Origin of the sequence: Yersinia sp. 2541 StPb PI (genome assembly GCF_052217145.1) — a bacterium.
Classification (GTDB): Bacteria; Pseudomonadota; Gammaproteobacteria; order Enterobacterales; family Enterobacteriaceae; genus Yersinia; species Yersinia enterocolitica_E.
In genome coordinates, this window is record NZ_JAZGQB010000001.1 from 3144842 (window position 1) to 3163499 (window position 18658).

An 18658-nucleotide genomic window follows, 5' to 3' on the forward strand; every position below is an offset into this window, starting at 1 on the left:
TGTTTTTATTAATTTAAAATATAGCGAATCCTATTCGCAGGAATTTTATATCGCCAATTGATATCCAAATGGATTATTCGGTACTTCATTTTCATCCTTATCCTAAAGCCATCAGCGCTCAGCGCTTTATACTTTAAACCTAATAACAGATTTGTTTAATTTTAATAACATCTGGCTATAAACAAGATTTTTCATTAATGCAGGTAAATGAGTAGAAGTTGTTATTCGTCAAGAATGCTATTTCTGCATAACGATATTATGCACCGCTTGGACTAATACCCGTTCAGGAGGAAATATGGCGACAAAACTTAATATTGTATTGGTCCATGGCGCATGGGCTGATGGCTCACAGTGGCGCTATATTATCCCAGCCCTGCACACCATGGGGCACCGGGTCATTGCAATACAAAATCCGCTGACATCATTAGCAGATGACGTGGAGCGGACCATTAAGCTAACTACCGCCTTATATGGCCCTACCCTATTAGTGGGCCACTCTTATGGTGGCATGGTCATTACACAAGTCGGGCATCTGCAAAATGTGGTCGGTATGGTCTATCTCGCCGCTTTTGCCCCCGATGCGGGAGAGAGCTTATCCAGTACTTTTGCACTGCGTGAACCGCCTGTTGGCGCCGCTTATATTCGCCCGGATGATAATGGATTTCTATGGATTGACACTGACCAGTTCCACGAAAATATGTGTCAGGACATTGATGAGAATGAAGCACTGGTGATGTCTATGGTGCAAAAACCCTTAGCAACTCGCGCTTTTACTGATAAGTCTGCTCAGCCTGCCTGGCGGGTCAAACCTTGCTGGTATCAGGTTTCAACGGAAGACAGAATGCTGCCGGTCGAAACACAACGCGGTTTTGCTGCTCGAATTCAGGCCCAAAAGGTGATTGAGTTACCCTCCAGCCACGCCTCGATACTCTCTCATCCACAGCAGATAATCGCGCTGATTGTCAATGCCGTAAATGCGGTTAAATAGTTATCACACGCCAGCCTCACATCGGCATCATATGACAGGCGAAAAAAATCCGCCCGAAAGCGGATTTTTATCAGACACAGCATAACACCGTGAAAGATGAGTGCTAACTATTCTAAGCGGTCGCTTAGAAAGTGTAACCTACGCCAGCAACCCAAGTACCGACATCAACGTTGCGGATGCGGCTCTGTTCGTAAGAAACGTCCAGGGCAACATTTTGCATTGGGTTGAACTGCATACCTGCGCCGTAAGTAAAGCCGTAATCGCTGGTGCTGCTTTTATCGCTAGCAGAAGTTGGGTAGTTCTGGCTGAAACGACCGTAACCCACACCTACCAGGCCATAAACGCTAGCCCAATCGTTGATACGGTAAGCTGGACCACCGGTGATAGCATTGTATTGTGCTTTGTTGTATACCGACGAGCTGTCACCGAAGCTGCTTTTTTCAGTGTGAGTGAAAGAGGTGATGTAACCCAGTTGAGAATCACTCCACTCGTAACGGTATTTCAGGTTGAAACCTGAAGATTTGTTAGCAACACCTTGATAATCGCTCTGGGCATAACCACCAGAAACGGTGCTTTGACCGGCAAAGGCTGAACCTGCGGTCACTGCTAATACACAAGCTGCTACTGCTGAAAGACATGCAATTTTATTCATAACCACCTCGAAAGACGCAAATTTTTAGATGAAACAAAAACACCATGAAATTATAACAATAAATAGTAGGAAACTCTGCCTACATATGATTGTCTAATCATTTATTTGGTGTAACAAAGGGTTTCAAGAATCTTCCATCTTACTAATACGCTTACGAATTTCCGCCATTCTACACCTTTTTGTGACTCCCATCACCAAAAGCCATTCCAGACTATTCTTAGTTTTAGCGCTTAAATAACCAGCAGAAATAGCGTTAAAAAACCGCAATGCTGAAAATTTATTATTTCTTTCACTGCTTTCCGTTTCTTTTTTCGCTCCTTTGGTGATTTTCAAACACTTGGCTGACATTTCATTTACACTGGCAAAAATAGCTACCTAATAATTTTCTTTGAGGCTTAACAGGATGTCTTTGTCTCCTTCATCCAAACATTCACTTCCCTTAGTCCCTATTCTGTTACTGGTGATTGCCATGATCTCCATCCAGAGTGGTGCATCGTTGGCGAAAAGTTTGTTCCCACTGGTTGGCGCGCAAGGAATAACCTCGCTGCGGCTCGGTATCGGCACACTTATTTTGTTTGTCATCTTTAAACCTTGGCGAATGCGATTCACCTCAGGCAGCCGCTTACCGCTGCTTATTTATGGTGTGACATTAGGTGGAATGAACTTTTTGTTTTACCTGTCACTAAAAACGGTGCCATTGGGTATTGCCGTCGCATTGGAGTTCACCGGCCCGTTGGCGGTTGCCATGTTCTCTTCTCGCCGCCCGGTGGACTTTATCTGGGTAGGGTTGGCCGTTCTGGGGCTATGGTTCTTATTACCGCTGGGACATAACATTGGTACCATTGATTTATTTGGCGCGGCTTGTGCCTTGGGTGCTGGAGCCTGTTGGGCGCTGTATATTATTTCAGGGCAGAAAGCCGGCGGTGATCACGGTCCTGGGACTGTCGCGGTAGGTTCTCTGATCGCAGCACTGGTATTTTGCCCAATTGGCGTAGCATATAACGGCCTTGCCCTGTTCGATCCCGCCATTCTCCCCGTTGCTCTGGCTGTCGCTATTTTGTCGACGGCATTACCCTACTCACTAGAAATGGTCGCACTGACCCGGCTCCCTACGCGCACATTTGGCACGTTAATGAGTCTGGAGCCAGCACTGGCGGCCATTTCAGGGTTGGTATTCTTAAATGAACATCTGACATGGGTTCAATGGTTGGCTCTGGCATCAATTATCAGTGCCTCTATCGGGGCCACACTGACTATCAAACCCAAGCCACAACTGGATCAAATTGCCTGAAGGGTGCTGCGCGCATCAGGGCTAGTTCAGCCCTCTCACCTTCTATCCTATTGTTATTTATCAAACGCCAGCCCAGCACTGCACGGGTTGGCGTTTTTTATTAATTATTTTCCTTTTTTTTGCATCCAAAACACCAGGCTGATTCGTATAGGTAGATGTGAGGCAAGACTTCACCTCAACCGTCCTAAAAGGAATACATTATGAAAACGCTTCTTCGTTCTGCTATCTGTGCTTCCTTACTGTTCAGTACTGTCTCTATGGCCGCCATGATGTCCGAAACTGTTATGGTAGGTGGTGCTTCGATGTTGCCGAGTAAAAATATTATCGAGAATGCGGTTAACTCAAAAGATCACACGACCTTAGTCGCTGCGGTTAAAGCTGCGGGGTTGGTTGATACCCTGCAAGGCCCTGGGCCATTTACCCTGTTCGCGCCCACCAATGCCGCGTTTGCAAAATTGCCCGCCGGTACAGTTGAAAGTCTGGTCAAACCAGAAAATAAAGCCATGCTCACCCAAATCTTGACCTATCACGTGGTGGCCGGGAACTACGATATGAAACAGTTAGAAAGTAAAATTAAAGCCGGAGGGGGTACTGCCGAGCTGAAAACTGTCAATGGCCAATCACTATGGATTATGAACAACGGGCCACATAACATTCAGCTTAAAGATGGAAAAGGGAACATCGCCAATATCAGCACCTATGATGTACAACAGAAAAATGGCGTGATCGATGTGATTGATACTGTTCTGATGCCTAAATAAAACCCGTCTATACTGGGTGCAGTGTCTCACTGCACCTGACGGCTTTTTTAGGGATTGGCGCATGAATGAATACTCACTGGAACAACAAATCGGGCTGATCGATGCCATTGCTCAAGGTGATCAGTCCGCGTTTGAAAAACTATACCGGCTCACTTCCCCCAGACTATTCGCGGTCGCCTTAAGAATGCTGCGCAACCCTGCTCGGGCAGAGGAGGTTTTGCACGACTGTTTCCTCACCGTCTGGCATCGGGCCGATAATTACAATGCGCAACTCAGTGCCCCATTAACCTGGTTGACCCATATTGTGCGTAATCGGGCCATCGATTTGATGCGCGGCAGTGATAATCGTCTGCAAACGTTGAACGATGACCAAACCGATTATTTGACCGATGACACACTGACGCCTCTGGCTCAATTGCAGCAAGACAGTGAAGCTAAACAATTGGCAGACTGTTTGGCACATCTGCCGGTTGAGCAACGACAAAGTATTATGTTGGCTTATTATCAGGGGCTTTCTCATGGGGAGATCTCTACTCATCTACAACAACCACTTGGTACGATAAAAAGCTGGATACGTCGTGCACTCGATCACTTGAAGGGCTGCGTAGGCTTATGAAAAACAGACGCGAATATGACTCAGCATTGGCCGCTGAATATGCGCTGGGAACCCTGCGCGGACTTGCCCGGCTGCATTTTGAACGCCGATTCCGTCGTGACCCACAGTTGGCGGCAGATGTTGCCAGTTGGCAGCGTCTGTTTACCCAACTGGATAATCAATTGGCCCCGCTGGAGCCTCCTGAACGCGTATGGAAGCGGCTGGAGTTAGAGTTACCACCAATCAACCTGCGCCATATCAAACGTAATCGTTGGTCTTATTTGGGGTGGGCTGTCGCCGCCGCACTGGCCGCAGTCCTGGTGATCCCACGTTTATTGGTAGAGCCACCAACATCCGTCCCGGTGGCCGTGCTCTCCAATAGTCAGCAAAGTGGTCAATGGGTGGTCAGTCTGGAGAAATCGACTCGTAGCCTGACATTAACTCCCCTTAACCCCGTGGTAGTCAGTGAGCGTAATAGCCTTGAATTATGGAGTATTCCGGCGGGTGAAAAACCACACTCACTGGGGTTACTCAATACCCATGGGCCAACACAACTGACTCTGACTGAAAACCAGTTAATGGCGAATTCGTTATTAGCAATCAGTCTGGAGCCTCACGGCGGCTCGCCCACTGGCCAGCCAACCGGTGCGGTGCTGTTTAGCGGGCCATTGCAGAATCTATAATAGATAAATATGCACGCGTCAGCGGCTATCACTTATCCGCATTACTGATCTTTTTCTACCGGAGGTTATCCATGCAAGACTGGGATCCTGATTTATACCGCCAATTTGAAGCAGAACGTACCCGCCCTGCCGGTGATTTGCTCGCACATATCAGCACTACCCAGCCACAGCGCATCAGCGATTTAGGTTGTGGGCCAGGCAACTCTACCCAATTGCTGCACCAGCGTTTTCCGCAGGCGCAGCTGGTTGGGATTGATAACTCGGTGGCGATGTTGGCCAGTGCGCAACAGCGCCTGCCGGCATGTGCATTTCTTGAAGCGGATATTCGCCAGTGGCAACCCGCTGAGCCACAAGATCTTATTTATGCTAACGCATCGTTACAATGGCTAACCGATCATCAGCAACTCTTTCCCTATTTGTTCTCCAAGTTGGCTACCCACGGCATACTTGCGGTCCAGATGCCAGATAATCTGGAGGAGCCCAGCCATCGAGCTATGCGTGAAGTTGCAGAAAACGGTCCATGGCAGCAAACACTACAAGAGGCGGGGGCAACACGGGCGAAGGTTCTGTCAGCCAATCAGTATTATGACTTACTGGCCCCCAATGCAGAGCGGGTAGATATTTGGCGCACTACCTATTACCACCCGATGCCTTCAGCGCAAGCCATCGTCGATTGGCTGCGAGCCACAGGTTTACGGCCTTTTCTTGAACCGCTCTCTGAAGCAATGCGATTGGATTTTTTGCAAGACTATCTGGCAATCATTGATGTGGCCTATCCGCAACAGGCCGATGGTCGCCGTTTGTTGGCATTCCCCCGCTTGTTTATTGTTGCCCACGCTCAGTAGTCATACCGGGTATGCTGGTTGAATTTATTGACTGGCATACCTGCTGATTCGTTCCGGTATGGAACTATTCATCGCATTATATATATTACTCATGTTCGCCAAGCTATTAATTAATAACACCTTCGCCTCATCTGTGGCATTAAATATTATTGAAAGCATCCAAATGGATATTGGCCTCATAAAAACCATACAAATCACAGCAATAGTTATTTTCAATTAGCCATAAACACCGCGATGATAATATTATTAAAAAGAAACAATAAATTACATTTACAAATAAACACCACTATCAACTATTTAATTGATAGGCCGAATCTACCCTACAAACTTAAATATCTTTGTTATACTTATTGCGGTGAAGAAATTGGTAATCAACTCAATAAAGGGATACCTATTATGAGTACAGCAAAACTGGTAAAAACAAAATCTTCCGAACTGCTCTACACTCGCAACGATGTTGAAGAACATGTCAAAGTTGACACAGTGAAAGTATTAAACCGTATGGTTATTCAGTTTATTGATCTGTCGCTGATGACCAAACAGGCTCACTGGAATATGCGCGGTGCCAACTTTATCGCGGTGCATGAAATGCTGGATGGCTTCCGCACAGCCCTCACTGATCACCTAGATACCTTCGCAGAACGAGCGGTACAACTCGGTGGTGTCGCGCTCGGAACCACACAAGTCATTAATGATAAAACACCGCTGAAAAGTTACCCAACCAATATCCATAGCGTGCAAGAACATCTTAAAGCGCTGGCAGATCGCTACGCCGTGGTTGCTAATGATATTCGTAAGGCAATTTCAGAAGTAGAAGATGAAAACAGTGCTGATATGTTTACTGCCGCATCACGTGATCTGGATAAATTCCTGTGGTTTATCGAGTCAAATATTGAGTAATCCTCAGTATGATACCCAATAGATCGTAAAATGGCAGGAAGATAGACCGGGTAATGAGAATAGCCAATACACCTGCAATTTTAACGAAGATGGGTACAGGGCCGGTTATCCGGCCCTACGCACGGAGGTCATATGGCAAGTGGATGGGCCGGCGACGGCGCAGTACAAGATCAAATTGACTCCACCGTTGAAGATGCGGTACAACGCGCAAGACAGGCGCTTGGCAGTGGTGAAAGTGAGCTATATTGCCTTGAATGTGGTCAAGCCATTCCAGAAGCACGGCGTAAAGTTCTGGCGGGGGTAAAATATTGCCTGAACTGCCAGAATCAATTAGACAAGCATCAGGCCAGCCATGCCGGATATAACCGCCGTGGCAGTAAAGATAGCCAACTCAGATAGCAATCCCTCCCCTTCATCCCCCTTATTGCACCATTATCGAACAAAAATCGGAGATAGTTAACAATATTGTTACATTGATGTTGATTATCGATTGTACATTATTAACGAACTAGTTAATAATAAGTAAATAATGGATTAGTTGCACCAAAATGATATTAACGCACTATTTTGGTGAGTCATGATGGTGCAAACAATGTCAGCTAAGTAATTGCATGCTAATCACTTAGAATAATTTCGTTATTTTTAAATAACTTGCATTTCTGGCACGATCTTTTCATATTGCTATCTGAAATATAAAAAACGGATCTCCATCCACAAAAGTACAAAGGAACTCCCACTTATGAAGTCACTTGTCAAAGTTTCATTGGTCGCACTTACGCTGGCCTTTGCTGTTAGTTCTCACGCCGCAGAAAAAGAATTGATCGTTGCTACCGACACCGCGTTCGTCCCTTTTGAATTCAAACAAGGGGATAAATATGTCGGTTTTGATATCGACTTGTGGGATGCCATCGCGAAGAAACTGGATTTGAAATACACCCTGAAACCAATGGATTTCAGCGGTATCATTCCAGCACTGCAAACCAAGAACGTGGATCTGGCACTAGCCGGTATCACTATTACCGACGAACGTAAAAAAGCCGTTGATTTCTCTGATGGCTACTACAACAGCGGCCTGCTGGTGATGGTAAAAGCTGACAACAATGACATCAAAGGCGAAGCTGATCTGAAAGGTAAAGTGTTGGCAGTAAAAAGCGGCACCGGTTCTGTCGATTATGCTAAAGCCAACATCAAAACCAAAGACCTGCGCCAATTCCCGAATATCGATAACGCCTATTTGGAGTTAGGTACTGGCCGCGCTGATGCCGTTTTGCATGACACGCCAAACATCCTTTACTTCATCAAAACTGCCGGCAATGGCCAGTTCAAAGCGGTGGGTGAATCTATCAAAGCTCAGCAATATGGTGTTGCATTCCCACAAGGCAGTGACCTGCGTGACAAAGTTAACGTTGCTCTGAAATCTCTGAAAGAAGACGGCACTTACGCTGCAATCTATAAAAAATGGTTCGGCGTAGAACCTAAGTAATTCATTTTTGCCGTTTTTAGACCAGGAGAATATCCATGCAGTTTGAATGGAGCGCTATTTGGCCCGCCATCCCAATCCTGCTTGAAGGCGCCAAGTTAACCCTATGGATCTCGGTCCTGGGGTTGCTTGGCGGCCTGATTATTGGGGTTATAGCAGGGTTTGCCCGCGCTTATGGCGGTTGGCTGAGCAGAAATATCGCATTAGTCTTTATTGAACTGATCCGTGGCACGCCGATTGTGGTGCAGGTGATGTTTATCTACTTTGCGTTGCCGATGATGATGCCGGTGCGCATCGATCCTTTCTCAGCAGCCGTTGTGACCATTATTATTAACTCAGGGGCTTACATCGCAGAAATTACCCGTGGTGCGGTGCTGTCAATCCACAATGGATTTCGCGAGGCCGGTCTGGCTCTCGGCTTATCCAAACGCGATACCTTGCGTTACGTAATAGCCCCTTTGGCTCTGCGCCGTATGCTGCCACCACTCGGTAACCAGTGGATCGTCAGTATTAAAGACACCTCACTGTTTATCGTGATTGGCGTAGCAGAACTGACTCGTCAGGGTCAGGAAATTATTGCCGGCAACTTCCGCGCCATGGAGATATGGAGTGCGGTGGCGGTGATCTACCTGATTATCACCTTGGCTCTGAGCTTCGTTCTGCGCCGGTTAGAAAGAAAGCTGAAAATAATATGATTGAATTCAAAAACGTCTCTAAACACTTTGGTAAAACCCAAGTGCTTCACGACATCAATTTGAATATCACCAAGGGTGAAGTGGTGGTTATTATTGGCCCTTCCGGCTCGGGTAAGTCCACCCTGCTGCGTTGTATCAATAAGCTGGAAGTTATCACCAGTGGTGAGTTGATTGTCGATGGTCTGAATGTCAATGACCCCAAAGTCGATGAGCGCCTGATCCGTCAGGAAGCTGGCATGGTGTTCCAACAGTTTTATCTGTTCCCCCACCTGACGGCCTTGGAAAACGTCGCCTTTGGTCCGATTCGCGTTCGTGGTGCTTCTAAAGAAGCAGCCAACAAACTCGCTATGGAGTTGTTAACCAAAGTTGGATTGGCAGAACGCGCACATCATTTTCCCGCAGAGCTATCGGGTGGCCAACAGCAGCGTGTCGCTATCGCTCGTGCGCTGGCGGTAAAACCCAAGTTGATGTTGTTTGATGAGCCGACCTCGGCACTGGATCCAGAATTACGTCACGAAGTATTGACGGTAATGAAGGACTTGGCCGAAGAAGGCATGACCATGGTCATCGTCACCCATGAAGTGGGTTTTGCCCAGAAAGTGGCATCGCGTCTTATCTTCATTGATAAAGGTCGGGTCGCTGAGGATGGCAACCCGGATAGCCTTATCTCAAATCCGCCAAGTGAACGTTTACGGGAATTCCTCCAACACGTTTCCTGATGCGCAGGCTGACATTACCCTAAAATACCTCTGGCGGGCATCTTGATGATCCCCGCCAGATTTTTTTATGCTGATAGGCCAATCATACCGGCGCTTGTTGATTCTTGACCTGAGCAAATGCGGTCATGAGTTTCACCACATCCTGCATCCCAATATTGACCTGATTAATAACCTCACCGGCATCTTGGGTCAGCGTCACCCCGCCCCCCGCTTGTTCGACACAAGTCCCCATACCCTTGATAGCCGCCATCACTCCATTTTGTATGCTCTTTGTCATCTGCTCGATTTCAGTCGCTGCCTTGCGTGACTGGTCCGCCAATAAACGGACCTCACTTGCCACCACCGAGAAACCCTTGCCATGCTCACCGGCATGAGCCGCTTCAATCGAGGCATTGATCGCTAATAGATTGGTTTGAGACGATATTTTACGAATCGCTTCCACCATGGTACCAATCTCTTGTGAGCAGCGGCCCAAATCACTGACCACATCAGAGGTTTCGCGTGCAATAGACTCAACCTCTTGCATACCACGAACAGCCTGTTGAACAATCTCAGCCCCTTGTGACGCTGAACGGTCGGTGGTTAATGATAAATAGTGCACATCGCGGATCAGGTTCTCCTCATGCTCCTGCTGCAACATCAATTGTGTAATATCCTGAGCAATCTTCACCACTTTAATCACTTGTCCCTCGTTATCCATAATCGGGTTATAACTGGCCTCCAGCCATACCCGTTTACCATGTCTATTAAGACGCTCAAAACGGCCAATAATAAACTCACCATGGGCTAACCGCTGCCAGTGCTGGTAGTATTCATCGCTATGTGCAAATTCTGGTGTGCAGAGTATCTGATGAGATTTATGTTGAATATCTGCCAGTGAATAACCAATAACCTTCAGCAGATTCTCGTTGGCATCCAAAATAATGCCTTGTGGTGTGAAAGTGATCATCCCCATTGAACGGTTAAGTGCTTTTAGCAAACTCTGGTGCTCCTGAGATTGCAAAATACGCTCGGTCACATCACTGGCGAGCTTAATAATTTCAATCACATTTCCACTACTATCGAGTACCGGTGTATAGGTTCCCTGCAACCAAACAATGCTGCCATCCTTGCGGATACGCTTAATATTATCGGTAATCGGTCGCCCTTCATTGAGCAGTTGCCAGTGGCGGCGGTAGGCATCAGTGAGTACATATTGTGGGTCACAGAACAGTTTATGATGTTTGCCGACCACCTCATCCTGTTGGTATCCCATTACTTGTAAAAATAATGTATTAGCGTGTTTTACCGTACCATCTGGCTTGAAAATAATCATCGGGACAGCACTATCAATCGATGTCAGTTCGGCACGAGGGGATGCCTGAGATGAGCTGAAATTGAACAACATAAATTGAGTCCTTATGGCGAATGATTAAGCAGCAAATAAGTCATGTGGCTATCAACCTATTTGCACAATAAAACCCCTGCCCCGTGAAAGAGGGCAGGTGTAAGTTTTATTCTTCACCCTGGACGATGAGGTAGCTGAGTTAATAAAATCAAAAAGAAAAAATCATCACAATATAAGCAAGATTTGTCAGCTATAGCGCCTGACTAAGATTTATCTTAATTAGCATAGACGAAAATATGGGGGTTTGCTGTTAGTGCAATGAGAGGGAAATAAAACCGTGGGAAATAGAGCAATATCCCTATAATAGAATATTGCCCATAGATATTACAGACTCAAGTCAGTGATTGGGGTAAGTGCGCGCAGCCAACACCCGTGCGGCGTCAAGGACGAAGAAGGACATACCCAAAGTCATTGACGTTGCAGGTAGGCGGCCAGTAAACGCACCCCGATGAGCTGACTCAAGTCAGTGATTCGGGTAAGTGCGCGCAGCCAACACCCCTGCGGCGTCAAGGACGAAGAAGGACATACCCAAAGTCATTGACGTTGCAGGTAGGCGGCCAGTAAACGCACCCCGATGAGCTGACTCAAGTCAGTGATTCGGGTAAGTGCGCGCAGCCAACACCCCTGCGGCGTCAAGGACGAAGGGTATTACCAACGTTCAACTCTCCACGCCGCCTGCTGCTCCGGCGTCAGGAACGTCCATGCCACAAACCGGCTGACTTTTTGCCCTTGTGCCATATCAATGGTGCGGACCTCAACGGCGTTGGCATAGCGCAGGGCATGATAGATTGCCGGTAAGGTGGTCTTCTTCGAGATCAATGAAGTGAACCAAAAACAGTTTTGCGCCTTAGTTGCGCTCTCTGCCACCATGCGACTAACGAACCCTTCTTCTCCACCTTCACACCACAATTCGCTATTTTTCCCGCCAAAGTTTTGTACCGGTTTAGCGGCAACTTCACTTTTACCCAGTTTGTGCAACTTGCGACGCGTGGTTGCTGCGGCCTCTTCTGCGGAGGCATGGAACGGCGGATTACATAGTGTGGCATCGTAACGTTCATTCACCGCCAGAATACCGTCGAAAATAGCTTGTGAGTCTTTTTGCTGTTTAAGTCGCAAGGTGTTTTTCAGCGTCGGGTTCATTGACACCACCATTTTTGCCGCACTGAGTGCTTGCGGATCAATGTCAGTCCCGGTAAAACGCCAGCCGTATTCCCGCTGACCAATAATCGGATAAATACAGTTGGCACCGACGCCAATATCCAGCAGCGCAATATTTCTACCCTGCGGGATAACCCCGTCATTACAACTGGCCAATAAATCGGCCAGATGGTGCACATAGTCAGCACGACCTGGGATCGGTGGGCATAAAAAATCAGCTGGAATATCCCAATATTCAATACCGTAGAAATGCTTCAGCAATGCCCGGTTGAGCATTTTGACCGCCAGAGGATCGGCAAAATCGATAGAAATATCACCATAGGCGGTAGCTGCCAGAAAAGGAACTAACTCCGGGCAACTTACTGAAAGAGCATCAAAATCATAGCGTGAGCGATGACGATTTCGGGGATGCAATCCGCTTTTTTCTTTGGGGAATATTTTTTTGTTTTCCATCGTCTGGCTCTCTGATCGGCATTTTCTGGCGCGTAAGATAGCATAAATTGCCGCAGAACGGGTGGTGGGTATTGCCATCAAAATAAAAGCGAATCCTATCGGTAGGCGACTTCATTTGATGTCATCACCACGATTTACTCAGAATAAATGGGCTTAGTTCAGTGCCACTCTCTGATACCACTTTACCCCGTTGCTCGCGCAAAAACTCACATAGTCTCAATCTGTTGCAGCGCATGCTCGAGGGTATCAGCCCGCCCGACTGCCACCAGACAACATGCTAACTGTTTTTGGATAGCATCAGGAATAGGCCATTCACCAGCCAAACAACCTTCAATCCAGCGGGCCGTTATGGCGGCATCTTTCGACGAGGGTAACACCAGTTCGCCCTGCTCTAACTGGCGATCCAGTAAAATTTGCTGTTCCCCCCCATTGATGTAATGAATTGGTGGGCAACGCGATGGGTTAGCATAAACCTCCCCTTCGGTCCCTTGCTGTAGCAGTGCCGGTGCGCCGATCGCCTGAAAGAAGCCGCCGACTTTTTGCATATATTCTGGGTGCGAAACACTGGCAAGACGCAATGCATTATCGTGAATAAACGGTGTTGCCAGTTTCGCCAATGTGTGACTGCTATTTCTAACCCCCATCCGCCAGCGTAACTGTAATTGTTGGTCTAATTGAGTCGATAATGCTGATACAGGGATAAATACCGGCAACCCGCTATCAAGCCGTTGTTGGGCTTCAGCGGCATCAAGTGACCACGGAATATTCAGTTGCTGGAAAATCTCGGCACTGGTTACCCGGCTGCTGTCCTCAGTCACGCCGTGTACCACCACCGGTAACCCTAGGCGTGAAAGTAATAATGCCAATAACGGGGTCAGATTAGCCTGTTTGCGTGCACCATTATAACTTGGGATCACCACGGGGAGTGGATAATCCATTGGCGCGCGTAGTGGCATCACCTGTTCTTGCATCGCCTGATAAAAGCCCAGAATCTCCTGTTCGGATTCACCTTTAATACGAAAGGCTATCAGGATCCCCCCTAGCTCCAACTCAGGGACCTGCCCTGCCAACATGACTTTATACAGTTCATAAGCGGTAAGCTTTTCCAGATCACGCGCATGATTCTTACCGCGCCCAATCTCTTTAATAATTTTACTGTAATCCATGGTGCGGCATTTCCCCTGTCCGTCGCGGTTACACATAAATCAGGTAACTTATTGCTGAAACTTTATCACTAATAGTGATATCGATACCCGAAATAATTAGAACTGCGCGGCTAGGCTAATAGAGATGAGTCGTACTGATGGTAGGCTAGCGGGTGAAACCCGCCACTGCCAGAACAACTTGCGGCAGTGACAGGCAAACTACAGTGGTTTGTTTAACTCTTCCGGTGGGCTAAACAATACCCGATAAATAGCGCCACCTAAGGCTCCTCCTACCAACGGGGCCAGCCAGAATACCCATAACTGCTGCAATGCTATTCCACCGGCAAAAATAGCCACAGCGGTACTACGTGCAGGATTTACCGAAGTATTATCCACTGGAATACTGATCAAATGGATCAGTGTAAGACATAGCCCAATAGCCAACGGCGCTGCAATTGCATGAGAAGGTTTATCGGTCGCCCCCATGATAACCATCACAAACCCCATGGTAAGAACCACTTCAGCCACCAGTACCGCTTGTAAGTTATATCCCCCCGGCGAGCGAACACCAAAACCATTACTGGCGAACCCGGCACTAACATCAAACCCGGCTTTGCCACTGGCGATTAAATACAAAATGGCGGCCCCGGCCAGCCCCCCCAGCACTTGCGCTACAATATAAGGCACTAATTGTGCGCCAGAGAAACGCCCACCCACCCATAAACCGAGTGACACTGCCGGGTTAAAATGCGCACCTGAGACATGCCCCAGTGCATACGCCATCGTGACGACAGTCAGCCCGAACGCCAATGCCACCCCCAAAAATCCAATACCCGCCACCGGGAACATTGCAGCCAATACTGCGCTACCACACCCGCCTAACACCAGCCAGAAAGTGCCAATAAACTCTGCCATTAGCTGTTTCATTCTGCTTTACCCCTGCCTGCTAAACATGTCGATAACAGTTAACGTTGCCGCTAACCAATAACCAGCAATTTACACCGGAGGTACTGCCAGGCATGACTTGTTAGAGTCAGCTCACCAGCGGCTTATATAATCTTAGTCATTGGATTTATACGCATAGAAAAAGATTTCAGATGAAAACAGTTTTCACTGTATTTATATGCATTTTCACAACAAATTCAGAACACAATAAAAACAAAATTAAAATAGCATTCCATATAAAATGGAATTATGTTTTAAATGTGTGATGCGCAGCTCGAATAACTTTTAGCATTAAAGGGATACTTTATTTGTGACAACATCATTTGTCATAAAAATGTTAATAAAAACATATTTTACGATATGCATATCTTCGGGGTGAGGTGGTAAGTTGGATATATTGCTTAGTTTAGTAAAAACGCCAGCAGTAATAATTGCCATTGTGGCATTTTTAGGTTTACTCTTTCAAAAAGCATCTGTTTCTCGTTTAATTACCGGTACTTTCCTCTCTTTTATCGGGTTTACGATGATAAAAGTCGGTGGCAGTATTTTAATGAAGGTACTTACGGCATTCAGCACACTATTTTCCAGTGCATTTAATATTGTCGGTGTCGTACCCAGTAATGAAGCTATCATGGCGGCAACAATTGATAAAATTGGTGCAACAGCAGCACTTATTCTGCTATTTTCTATGATACTCAACATTCTGTTGGCAAGATTTACCCGGTTCAAATTTATCTATTTATCATTACACCTTGTTTTATTTATGGCTTTTGCATTGACTGCCGTGCTTATGCAACTGGGCTACAGCCATTATCCAATAGTTATTATCGCCACAATTATTATTGGTTTTTATATGGCCGTATCACCCTATATTCTTAGCCGATTCAGTCGTGAAATCATTGGTTCAAATGAGTATGCTATTTCCCATGCCGCAATTTCCTCTTACGTAATAGGATCTTACATGGGGAAATGGTTCGGTAATAAAAACTCTGATACTGAAAACATTAAAATCAGTAATAAGTTTGATTTCCTGCGCGAACCCAATATTGCCACACTATTAACCATGTTAATTTTGTTATTGATATCTTGTATTTTTGCGACACAACCGCAGATTACAGATGCAATGAAATTGGTTTATGGGGCCGGTGCTGCTGATAAAAATGTGATTATCTTCATCTTGGAGCAGTCGGCTATTTTTACATGCGGACTCTATTTAGCTAAGGCTGGAGTTAATTTATTTACCGCTGAAATAGTCCCTGCCTTTAAAGGCTTCGCGCGAGTATTTGCACCAGGCTCTGTACCTGCCGTTGATGTTATGGTGCTATTTACCAAAGCACCTAATGCGACACTAATCGGATTTTTGATGAGTTTTTCCGTCGAGCTGGTTTGTATCCTTATCTTCCCATTTATTGGATTGCCCATTATCGTACCAGGCATTATGGCCAGTTTTATTACCGGCGGTGCAGCCGCTATTTTTGGCAATGCGACGGGGGGGTTCCGTGGAGCACTTATCGCCAGTGGTATTAACGGGCTGCTTTTATGCGTGCTACCAGCACTAACATTGCCTTTGTTCTCTCATTTGGGCGCTCAGGGGGTTACTTTCGCCGATCCAGACTTTACATTGTCTTCGTTAATTCTAGATCACGTACTCCGACTGTTTAACTAAAGGTTAAGGCCGGTGATGCCGGCCTTTTATCTCAACAGAATACCGAGTGTTTTGGTCTTCGCGAAAACATATCGTTTTAATGAATAAAGAAAACATACTTATAAAACAGTCCGTTTCCGCCGCCCTCTTTTTACCGCCGCCTTCGCCGGAGCTTTTATTACCGCAGCCGGCATAATCACCTCCGCCGGCATCTCCGGTTGTTCAATTGGGAAGACCGGTAGTGCCGCCAACAATCGTGAACCATAACCCTTAGTCAATAAACGCCGATCGTAAATAACGATCTCACCGTGGCATTGATTACTACGAATCAAACGACCAACCTGTTGGATCAGATTAAACGAGGCACTTGGCAAACTTTGCACTTCAAACGGATAACGTTTTAACGACTTCAGCCACTCCCCTTCAGTGAGAATCACCGGGCTATCAATCGGTGGGAACGAAATTTTGTGAATATGAACCTGGGTCAACAATTCACCTTTCAAATCCAACCCTTCAGCAAATGATTGCAGACCAATCAATACACTGGCAGTACCGTTATTGACCCGCTTACGGTGCTCTTCCACCAGTCGGTAACGGGGTTGGTCCCCCTGCACCAGCAGCATCAAACGCAGATCGGTCACATGGCTGAGAAAGGTTTGCATCGCCCGATGACTACTGAACAAAATCAACATTCCTTTATGCCGCCCACTGGCCTGCTGCGCACGGAAAAATTGCGCCATTTCAGCCAGATGTTCAGCTTCATGGGCCATAGTTGGCTCGAAGCGCATTTTGGGAATAATCAACTTCCCCTGTTCAATATGGTTAAACGGGGATGACAGTGTTTCAAATCGGTCGCCGGCCTTCTCACTCAGGCCACTGAGCTCCTGCAAGCGGGCAAAGCTGTTGAGTGAACGTAATGTCGCTGAAGTCACAATCACATGGGGGACTTTGCGCCATAACATTTTATCTAGCTGGTCACTGACACGGATGCCAACACAGTGGAAATAGAGGTGCGTTTGATTCTCGCGATAATCACGGGTTACCCATTTGGATATCGGCGCATTCGAGGCTTTTTCCATTGCCGCAAGCCGCCAAAGTTTGCTCATGGCCTCCAGATAACCCAGTGTACGGCTCATTTGCAGGATGGCGCGATGCAGACGCACAATATCGTGCTTACCGGTTTGCTCACTCAAATCGTTCAGTACAAATTCGACCAAACCGCGCAAAGCATCGGTCAGTTTGAATAATTTGGCGCAATCTTCTGTCAAACTCCCCGGTAACTCACCCATTTCAAAACGGTACACCGCCGGATTGGCATCGGCAGGAAGCAGCTGACTGACTTGTTGTTCCACACTCAACATCAGCTCGCGCAACTGCTCGCAATGGTCTTTCAAGCGCTCTGGATTCGCTAAACCAGGCGGATTTTTAGGCCGGTATTGCACCATGCATTGATCCACCAGCCGCACAATCATATCCAACTGCATATTGGCAAAGAACGCGGTGATCTCACCTTCAATTTCTAGCGCATCGCGCGCTACATCAGGCAAATGGTGGCCTTCATCCAATACCAACAGTAATTCTTTCGGATTGGGTAGCACCGATTCAGTTTCCAATGCAGCCATCACTAATGCATGGTTGGCGACCACAACATCGGCACTTTCGATTTCTTTGCGCGCAATAAAGAACGGACACTCACGATAATAATGGCAGTTACGCCCAAGGCAATTCGCCTTATCGGTACTCAATTTAGTCCACAGGCTATCACTAAGCGCCAACTGATGATGGTCACGCAGCCCGTCCCAGACATGGCTGCTCAGTAGCTTAGACAGCGTCAGACAAGTTGCTTGTTCCTCACCATTGGCGGGGGCCAATTCATCGCCGAGAAACAGCGATAAATCCCCTTGGCCAGAAACATCCGTACACATAGCCGCCAGATTACGTGGACACACATATCGCCCACGCCCGAAAGCACCGGTAAATTTAAGGTCGGGAATAATTTTCTTCAATAGCGGCAAGTCTTTACTGTAAATCTGATCCTGTAACGCCACATTAGCGGTGCTCACCACCAATGGTTTGCTTTCTGCTCGGCTGACTGCAATGCCAGGGATCAGATAAGACAGCGTTTTGCCAACACCGGTCGGCGCCTCAATAGCCAAATGACGGCCAGCATCACCGGCCAGCGTTTTCGCCACTTCGGCGATCATCTGGCGCTGCGGTGCCCGGGAGATAAAATCCGGGATCTGCTGCTGGAGAGCCTTATACCACTGACTGATTTGTTCTTTTACTGCCGGGGACAACGCCATGCATATCTTATCT

At 47.0% G+C, this 18658-nt stretch carries 19 protein-coding genes; 12 read left to right on the forward strand and 7 right to left on the reverse strand.

Features of this window, described 5'->3' with window-relative positions; genetic code table 11:
* Positions 1-295 precede the first annotated feature (295 nt).
* Positions 296-988 (forward strand): alpha/beta fold hydrolase, encoded by a 693-nt coding sequence (locus tag V1953_RS14165; protein WP_083159421.1) that lies wholly within the window; start codon positions 296-298, stop codon positions 986-988.
* Between the two features lie 124 nt (positions 989-1112).
* Here the strand turns inward: V1953_RS14165 and ompX are convergent, their stop codons facing one another.
* A complete protein-coding gene (ompX, locus tag V1953_RS14170; RefSeq protein WP_083159423.1) occupies positions 1113-1640 on the reverse strand; it encodes an outer membrane protein OmpX in 528 nt (175 codons plus the stop codon).
* Between the two features lie 123 nt (positions 1641-1763).
* Positions 1764-1973 carry a hypothetical protein gene (locus tag V1953_RS14175; RefSeq protein ID WP_227746547.1) on the reverse strand — a complete coding sequence of 70 codons (210 nt, stop codon included), beginning with the start codon at positions 1971-1973 and terminating at the stop codon, positions 1764-1766.
* Positions 1974-2043: 70 nt separating this feature from the next.
* On the opposite strand from V1953_RS14175, the gene rhtA reads away from it, so the two are divergent.
* The 10 genes from rhtA to glnQ all read left to right on the forward strand — a co-directional run bounded on the left by rhtA (position 2044) and on the right by glnQ (position 9609).
* A complete protein-coding gene (gene rhtA, locus V1953_RS14180; RefSeq protein ID WP_083159428.1) occupies positions 2044-2931 on the forward strand; it encodes a threonine/homoserine exporter RhtA in 888 nt (295 codons plus the stop codon).
* A 200-nt stretch (positions 2932-3131) separates the two neighbouring features.
* Positions 3132-3692, forward strand: a complete 561-nt coding sequence (locus V1953_RS14185) for a fasciclin domain-containing protein (protein ID WP_083159430.1) — start codon at positions 3132-3134, stop codon at positions 3690-3692.
* Between the two features lie 61 nt (positions 3693-3753).
* Positions 3754-4308 (forward strand): sigma-70 family RNA polymerase sigma factor, encoded by a 555-nt coding sequence (locus V1953_RS14190; protein ID WP_083159432.1) that lies wholly within the window; start codon positions 3754-3756, stop codon positions 4306-4308.
* Entirely contained in the window at positions 4305-4970 is a 666-nt protein-coding gene (locus V1953_RS14195; protein WP_083159434.1) for an anti-sigma factor, read from the forward strand. The genes V1953_RS14190 and V1953_RS14195 overlap by 4 nt, the downstream gene beginning before the upstream one ends.
* A 71-nt stretch (positions 4971-5041) precedes the next feature.
* Positions 5042-5815, forward strand: a complete 774-nt coding sequence (gene tam / locus V1953_RS14200) for a trans-aconitate 2-methyltransferase (protein ID WP_442851068.1) — start codon at positions 5042-5044, stop codon at positions 5813-5815.
* Between the two features lie 396 nt (positions 5816-6211).
* Complete coding sequence (dps, locus tag V1953_RS14205) at positions 6212-6715, forward strand: DNA starvation/stationary phase protection protein Dps (protein ID WP_442851069.1); 504 nt, start codon at positions 6212-6214, stop codon at positions 6713-6715.
* 132 nt (positions 6716-6847) lie between these two features.
* On the forward strand, positions 6848-7114 hold the full coding sequence (locus tag V1953_RS14210) for a DksA/TraR family C4-type zinc finger protein (RefSeq protein WP_083159440.1): 267 nt from the start codon (positions 6848-6850) through the stop codon (positions 7112-7114).
* 340 nt (positions 7115-7454) lie between these two features.
* Entirely contained in the window at positions 7455-8198 is a 744-nt protein-coding gene (gene glnH / locus V1953_RS14215; RefSeq protein ID WP_083159442.1) for a glutamine ABC transporter substrate-binding protein GlnH, read from the forward strand.
* A gap of 35 nt (positions 8199-8233) precedes the next feature.
* Positions 8234-8890, forward strand: a complete 657-nt coding sequence (gene glnP / locus V1953_RS14220; protein ID WP_004709093.1) for a glutamine ABC transporter permease GlnP — start codon at positions 8234-8236, stop codon at positions 8888-8890.
* The gene (gene glnQ / locus V1953_RS14225) at positions 8887-9609 is read left to right on the forward strand and encodes a glutamine ABC transporter ATP-binding protein GlnQ (protein ID WP_083159444.1); all 723 of its coding nucleotides are present in this window, start codon (positions 8887-8889) and stop codon (positions 9607-9609) included. Before glnP ends, glnQ begins: the two co-directional genes overlap by 4 nt.
* Before the next feature lie 82 nt (positions 9610-9691).
* Here glnQ and V1953_RS14230 read toward each other — a convergent pair whose 3' ends face one another.
* The 4 genes from V1953_RS14230 to aqpZ all read right to left on the reverse strand — a co-directional run bounded on the left by V1953_RS14230 (position 9692) and on the right by aqpZ (position 14679).
* Positions 9692-10996, reverse strand: coding sequence for a methyl-accepting chemotaxis protein (locus tag V1953_RS14230; RefSeq protein WP_372568889.1), 1305 nt, complete (start codon positions 10994-10996; stop codon positions 9692-9694).
* Positions 10997-11644: 648 nt separating this feature from the next.
* Complete coding sequence (rlmF, locus tag V1953_RS14235; protein WP_442851329.1) at positions 11645-12607, reverse strand: 23S rRNA (adenine(1618)-N(6))-methyltransferase RlmF; 963 nt, start codon at positions 12605-12607, stop codon at positions 11645-11647.
* Positions 12608-12813: 206 nt separating this feature from the next.
* The gene (ybiB, locus tag V1953_RS14240; protein WP_083159446.1) at positions 12814-13773 is read right to left on the reverse strand and encodes a DNA-binding protein YbiB; all 960 of its coding nucleotides are present in this window, start codon (positions 13771-13773) and stop codon (positions 12814-12816) included.
* A 198-nt stretch (positions 13774-13971) separates the two neighbouring features.
* Positions 13972-14679 (reverse strand): aquaporin Z, encoded by a 708-nt coding sequence (gene aqpZ / locus V1953_RS14245; RefSeq protein ID WP_083159448.1) that lies wholly within the window; start codon positions 14677-14679, stop codon positions 13972-13974.
* Positions 14680-15085: 406 nt separating this feature from the next.
* Between aqpZ and V1953_RS14250 the strand changes: the two genes are divergently transcribed.
* Positions 15086-16363, forward strand: a complete 1278-nt coding sequence (locus V1953_RS14250; protein WP_083159450.1) for a PTS ascorbate transporter subunit IIC — start codon at positions 15086-15088, stop codon at positions 16361-16363.
* Between the two features lie 98 nt (positions 16364-16461).
* Here the strand turns inward: V1953_RS14250 and dinG are convergent, their stop codons facing one another.
* Positions 16462-18645, reverse strand: a complete 2184-nt coding sequence (dinG, locus tag V1953_RS14255; RefSeq protein ID WP_083159452.1) for an ATP-dependent DNA helicase DinG — start codon at positions 18643-18645, stop codon at positions 16462-16464.
* Positions 18646-18658 lie beyond the last annotated feature (13 nt).